Annotated in this window: 4 protein-coding genes and 2 pseudogenes; 2 read left to right on the forward strand and 4 right to left on the reverse strand. The window is 74.5% G+C overall.

The annotated features are described in order from the left end of the window. Positions 1 to 192, forward strand: a pseudogene (locus ACSNOH_RS32735) (hypothetical protein); the annotation flags it as partial. Positions 193 to 1,114: 922 nt separating this feature from the next. Next, positions 1,115 to 1,882: an NADPH-dependent FMN reductase gene (locus ACSNOH_RS32740; protein ID WP_436725089.1), complete on the forward strand. Its 768-nt coding sequence runs from the start codon at positions 1,115 to 1,117 to the stop codon at positions 1,880 to 1,882. 41 nt (positions 1,883 to 1,923) lie between these two features. On the opposite strand, the pseudogene ACSNOH_RS32745 reads toward ACSNOH_RS32740, so the two are convergent. The 4 genes and pseudogenes from ACSNOH_RS32745 to ACSNOH_RS32760 all read right to left on the reverse strand — a co-directional run. Next, a pseudogene (locus ACSNOH_RS32745) lies at positions 1,924 to 2,202 on the reverse strand (transketolase-like TK C-terminal-containing protein); the annotation flags it as partial. After that, positions 2,199 to 4,115, reverse strand: a complete 1,917-nt coding sequence (locus ACSNOH_RS32750; protein WP_436725090.1) for an anthranilate synthase family protein — start codon at positions 4,113 to 4,115, stop codon at positions 2,199 to 2,201. The gene ACSNOH_RS32750 and the pseudogene ACSNOH_RS32745, both read right to left, overlap by 4 nt. Next, a complete protein-coding gene (locus tag ACSNOH_RS32755; RefSeq protein WP_436725091.1) occupies positions 4,112 to 4,837 on the reverse strand; it encodes an isochorismatase family protein in 726 nt (241 codons plus the stop codon). Before ACSNOH_RS32755 ends, ACSNOH_RS32750 begins: the two co-directional genes overlap by 4 nt. Before the next feature lie 5 nt (positions 4,838 to 4,842). Beyond that, a complete protein-coding gene (locus tag ACSNOH_RS32760) occupies positions 4,843 to 6,018 on the reverse strand; it encodes a 3-deoxy-7-phosphoheptulonate synthase (protein WP_436725092.1) in 1,176 nt (391 codons plus the stop codon). Positions 6,019 to 6,156: the final 138 nt, after the last annotated feature.

A 6,156-nucleotide genomic window follows, 5' to 3' on the forward strand; every position in this document is an offset into this window, starting at 1 on the left:
CCCCGCAACCCCCGCGGAGCGGCGGGGGCGGTGGGCGCGGCGGCGGTGGTCCCCGCGCTGAGCGGCGGCTCCCTCCTGCCCGCGCTGTGGGCGCTCCTGGCCTTCTACGGCGCCTGCGCGGCCCTCACGTACGCGACGTACGCCCGCCGGGCCCCGGCCGGGGAGCGGGCGGTGCCGTACGGGCTGAGCTGAGGCCAGGGACGCCCCGCGCGCCCCTGAAACCGCCGCCGCGACGCGGGGCGGCGGTGCCGACCGCTATCACGGCCCGGAACGGCACCGCCGGACCGCGCCGTCTTGGCTGATCACCGCCGCGGCGGGGGCAGTTGGGCGCCCCCGAAGGGGCAAGGGCGCCGGGCGCCCTTGAAACCGCCGCCACGGCGCGCAACCACCACGACGCGAACCGGCGGCGCCCACACACCCTCACGCCCGCAACGGCACCGCCGGACCACACCGTCTTGGCTGGACACCGCCGCGGCGGGGGTAGTTGGGCGACCCCGAAGGGACAAGGGCGCCCCGCACCCATGAAACCGCCGCCGCGGCGCGCAACCACCACGACGCGAACCGGCGGTGCCCACACACCCTCACGCCCGCAACGGCACCGCCGGACCACGCCGTCTTGGCTGAACACCGCCGCGGCGGAGGAAATCGGGCACCCCTTGAAGGGACAAGGGCGCCCCCGATGCGCCCCCGGCCCCTGCCCAGGCCAGCACGCCACCGCGGCGAAGGGAATCGGGCGCCCCCAAAGAGTCAAGGGCACCCCGCGCCCCTCAAACCGCCGCCGCGGCGCGCAACCACCACGACGCGGAACGGCGGTGCCGACACACGCTCACGCCCGGAACGGCGCCGCCGGACCGCGCCGTCTTGGCTGAGCACCGCCGCGGCGGAGGAATCGGGCGACCCCCGAAGGGGCAAGGGCACCCCCCGTGCGGAGCACCAAGCCCGCAGTCCGTCAGGGCAGCTGACGCTACGTCAGGTCAGGGCCCCGCACCTGACACAGCGAGCCCCCGTCCACGGCACTCGCGCCGGCCGCCGATCTACGCTCGAACCGTCCGGCGGGGCCGGAAGGCCGCCGCCCCTGTGCCGGGGGCCCTCCCACGGAGAAGCGGGGACCGCTATGACCAAGGTGGTACTGATCTCGGGCAGCCTGCGCGCCGCGTCGGTGAACTCGGCGGCACTCAGGGCCGTCCGCCGCATCATCGCGCAGACCCGTCCGGCCGCCTCGGCGGTCTCCCTGCCGATCGGCCGGCTGCCGTTCTACAACGGCGACGTCGAGTCCGCCGGGACGGCGCCGCCGGCCGTGGCCGCCGCCCGTGCCCTCGTCGCGGACGCCGACGCCCTGGTGATCAGTACGCCCTGCTACAACGGCGCGGTCCCCGGCGTGCTGAAGAACGCCCTGGACTGGCTCTCCCGTCCGGACGGGGCGAGCCCGCTCGCCGGGCGGGTCGCCGCCGTCCTGAGCGCCTCACCCGGCAGCCGGGGCGGCATCGACGCCCAGCCCGCGCTCCTGGACCTGCTGGACAGCTGCGAAGCGATCACCGTGGAACACCCGCCCGTTGCCATTCGCAGGGCACACCAACGGCTCGATAAAAACGGTGAGATGTCCGATCCCGAGGCCGTCACGGCGCTGCGGGAGCTGGTGGACGCCACGTTCGAGGCGGTGGCCATCGTGGCCGAGCAGCGCCGGTCGCTGCGCCCGGCGCTGCCGCCTCAGCGGCTGCCACCGGATCCCGTACGCACGGCCCCCCTCGCGCGGGCCAGCGCGGCCCGGGCCGCCGCCGCCACGCGCAACGCCGTGAGGCCGTCGTCGTCGTACGAGCCGCCGCGGTCGCAGGAGGCGAGGGCAGGGGCGGCGTACTCCGCCGTACCGCCCAGCAGTTCGTAGCGGCCCACCTCCGCGCCCGCCCCCACCGAGACGGTGGCGGGCGCGCCGGGCGGCAGGACGGTGTCCCGGTAGGCGCGGCTCTGCTGCCGGAACCACGTCGCACAGGGCATCGACACCACCCGCGTGGCGATGCCCTCGCGCTGGAGGATGCGGCGGGCGCCCAGGGCCGCCGGGACCTCGCCGCTGGAGGCGACGAGGACCACGTCGGGCTCCCCGGCACCCGGACCGGCGTCCCGGGCCTCGGCGAGGATGAAACCGCCCCGCGCGGCCCCGCCACCCGCCGGGACGGCGCGGGCTCCGGAGACCGGTACGGGGTTCATGCGACCGGCACCTCCGGGGCGAGCGCGGCGAGCAGGTTCCCCACGATGCGCGGCCCCCCTTGCGTGAGGACCGACTCCGCGTGGAACTGCATGGAGGCGAAGTACGGCCCGCGCAGGGCGTGCACCTCGCCGGTGTACGGGTCGCGGCTGACGCCGACCGTGCCGATCCCCTCGACGTCCACGCTGTCGCGGCCGCTGCGGGCGGCGAAGGTGTTGTAGAAGCCGACGCGCTCCCGCACCCCGAACAGGTCGATCTCGCGCTGGACGCCCTGGTTGGGCACGTCCCGGCGGACGAGTTCGAAGCCGAGCGCGAGGGACAGCACCTGGTGGCTGAGGCACACGGCGAGGAACGGGCGCCGCTCGTCCAGGAGCGCGCGGACAGCTCCCCGCAGGTGGGCGATCTTGGGGTGGCGGCCGTCGCGCGGGTCGCCCGGGCCGGGCCCCATGACGACGAGGTCGTGCCCGTCGAAGGCGTACGGCTCGTCGAAGCGGCGCACGCTCACCGCGAGCCCCATGGCGCGCAGCTGGTGGCCGATCATCGAGGTGAAGGTGTCCTCGGCGTCCACGACCAGGACGCGCCGCCCGGCCAGCCCGGGCGCGGGCCGCACCCGCTCCTCCTCCTGGGCGAGCCAGAAGCCGGCGATGGTGTCGTTGCGCTGCTCCAGGGCGGCCCGGACGCGCGGGTGCCCCCCGAACCGGGCCGCGCCGCCGGACTCCAGGGCGGAGATCAGCCCGGCCGCCTTGGCGCGGGTCTCGGCCACCTCGGAGGCGGGGTCGGAGTGGCGCACGAGCGTCGCGCCCACCCCGATGCGCACCTGCCCGGTGCGGTCGATGTCGGCGGTGCGGATGAGGATGGAGGAGTCGAGGGTGCGCTCCCCGCGGGCGTCGCGGCCGATCAGGGCGAGGACGCCGCTGTAGTAGCCGCGCCCCCGGGGCTCGTACCGGTCGATGACCCGGCAGGCGCTCTCCAGCGGGCTGCCGGTGACGGTCGGCGCGAACATCGTCTCGCGCAGGATCTCGCGCGGGTCGCGGTCCGTCGTGCCCTCGATGAAGTACTCGGTGTGGGCGAGGCGCGCCATCTCCTTGAGGTACGGGCCGACCACGCGCCCGCCGCCCGCGCAGATGCGGGCCATCATCTTCAGCTCCTCGTCCACGACCATGTACAGCTCGTCGGCCTCCTTGCGGTCGGCGAGGAAGTCCATGACCTCGGGCAGGCTCGGCCCGGCGGCCGGGTAGCGGTAGGTGCCGCTGATCGGGTTCATCACGGCGGTGCCGCCGCGGACGCTGATGTGCCGCTCCGGCGTGGCCCCGACGAACGTGCGCTCGCCCGTGTGCACGGCGAAGGTCCAGTACGCGCCGGACTCGCGCTCCAGGAGGCGGCGGAAGAACGTCAGGGCGTGGGCGGGTGTGTAGCCGTCGATCCCGGCCAGGAACGAGCGCTTGATGACGAAGTTCGCGCCTTCCCCCTCGCCGATCTCGTCGGCGACGACCCTGCGGACGGTCTCCGCGTACGCGGCGTCGTCCATGTCGAAGTGCCCGCCGGAGAGGGCGATCGGCGTCTCCGGGATACGGGCCAGGACTTCGGCGAGCGGGAGGACGGCCTGATGGGTGACGGTCATGGCGAGGAGCGGCGCGCCGTCGTCCGCGCCGCGGAAGCCTCGCTCGGCGATCTGGCGGTAGGGGACGATCGCCAGGACGTCCGCAGGGAGTGGGGTGTTGGTGCCGGCGCCGTTTCCCGTGCCGGGTACCCCGGCAGAGTCCCGCAGCGGGATCTCCCCCAGCGTCCGCGGTGCCGACATCTCCCCCAGGAGCAGCTCCACCGCCCCCGGGCCCGTCGTCTCGGGGCGGTGGAGGAGGGCGAACGCCGGCGGCTCGGGCGAGAGGACGCGCGCCAGCAGGTCATCGGTGGTCATATCGCCGCCCCCTCGACCGCGAGCGTCTCCGCCCGGCGGGCCGGGCCCTGCAGCCGGCACAGCATGTCCTTGGTCGTCGTGACGACCGCGCACCGCGCCGCCGCGTACTCCACGGCCAGCCGGTGGTACGCGGGCGAGAAGTCGGCGACGGCGTCCGCGACCAGGAACGGACGGATGTCGTTCGTGAACGCGTCGACGGCGGTCATCAGCACGCCGACGTGCGCGTACACCCCGCAGACGATCAGCTGGTCCCGGCCGTTGGCCCGCATCCGCCCGAGCAGGTCGGAGCGGAAGAACGCGCTGTAGCGCCACTTGGTGAAGACCCAGTCCCCCGGGGCGGGCGCCAGCGGCCCGGCGACGCGCCGGTCGGCCGGGTCGACCCGCATGCCCGGGCCCCAGAAGTCCTTGAGCAGGCCGCGCTGTTCGTCGCTCATCCCGCCCGGCTGGGCCGTGTAGGCCACGGGGATGCCGAGCGCCGCCGCGGTCTCCCGCAGCAGCGCCGCGTTGGCGACGAGCTCGTCGCGCAGCCCCTGCGGCAGCGGTTCCAGGAAGTAGCGCTGCATGTCGTGGACGAGCAGTACGGCGCGGGCCGGATCGGCCTCCCAGCAAGCCGTGTTCTCCGGCAGATCGCCTGCCGCCGGCATCGGGTAGGGCTCTATGCGGGGGATTCCCGGGCTGACTGCGGTGGCTGCGGTGACTTCAGTACCTGCGGTGACTGCCATGACGGTCAGCCCTCCCATGCGGAGACGACGGAGATGGCCTGCTCGGGGTTGAGGCGCGGGTCGCAGAAGCTCGTGTACTTGTCGCCCACGTGCGCGAGACCCGCCTCGTTGCGCACGCACTCCGTCACGTGCTCCGGCGTGGTCTCCAGGTGCAGCCCGCCCGCGATGCCGCCGGCCGTCCGGACCGAGCACTGGAAGCCGTGCACCTCGCGGATGACGGTGTCCAGCAGCCGCGTCTTCAGCCCGTCCGGCGCCGTCACCGTGTTGCCGTGCATCGGGTCGCTGAGCCAGATCACGGGGTGACCGGCGTCGCGGACCGCCGCCACGAGCGGGGGCAGCTTCTCGGACACCACGTCGGCGCCCATGCGCGCGATCAGCGTGAGCCGGCCGTGTTCCCGCTCCGGGTCGAGGAGCTCGCACAGGGCGAGGAGCCCGTCCGTGGTCGTCTTCGGGCCGACCTTGCACGCGACCGGGTTGGAGACCGCGGCCAGCAGGGCGACGTGCGCGCCGTCGGTCTGCCGGGTGCGTTCGCCGATCCAGGGCCAGTGCGTGGACGTGAGCAGCGGACGCCCGTCCTCTCCCGTACGCACCATGGGCAGTTCGTAGTCGAGAAGGAGCGCCTCGTGGCTCGTCCACACGGGCGGGCACACGCCCGAGCGGCGCGACGGGTCGAGCCAGCCGAGGTGCGTCATCGCCTCGCCGGCCGCGAGGTAGCCCGACAGCATGCGCTGCGGGTCCGGGCGGCGGCGCTCCGGGTGCGGCTCCGGGTTGTTGACCATGTGCCCGCGGTAGACGGGCAGTTCGGCGCCGCCCGCCACGCGCTCGGTGGCGCTGGAACGGGGCTTCGCGAACTGGCCCGCCATGCGGCCGGCCCGGACCACGGGCTTGTGCGCGACCATCTTCATCACGCCGGCCAGCACGTCCAGCAGGCCGGCCTTGCGGGCCACGTAGCCCGAGGTGCACTCCGCGGGGTCCTCCGCGCAGTCGCCCGCCTGAACCACCTGGGCCGTGCCGCGCGCCACCTCCGCGAGGTGGTGGCGCAGCGTCCGCACGTCGTCGGCGCGGACGAGCGCCGGGCGGCGGGACAGCTCCTCGCGGACCCGGCGCACCTGCGGGGCGTCGCCCCACTCGGGCTGCTGGAGTGCGGGCTTGTGCTGGACGTCGAGCAGAGCGTCGGTCATGGGTCTCTCCAAAAACGCTTAAGTGACTGCTCTTGGGAACAAGGCAAGCAACGTGGTGCGGGGGTTTTTCAGGGAGCGGCTCCCTTTCGGCCTTTCGGCCTTCCGGCCGGGGGCGGGGGAAGTAGCGGAGGTGAGGCG

Origin of the sequence: Streptomyces sp. URMC 127, assembly GCF_051386535.1 — a bacterium.
In the GTDB taxonomy this organism is placed as follows: Bacteria; Actinomycetota; Actinomycetes; order Streptomycetales; family Streptomycetaceae; genus Streptomyces.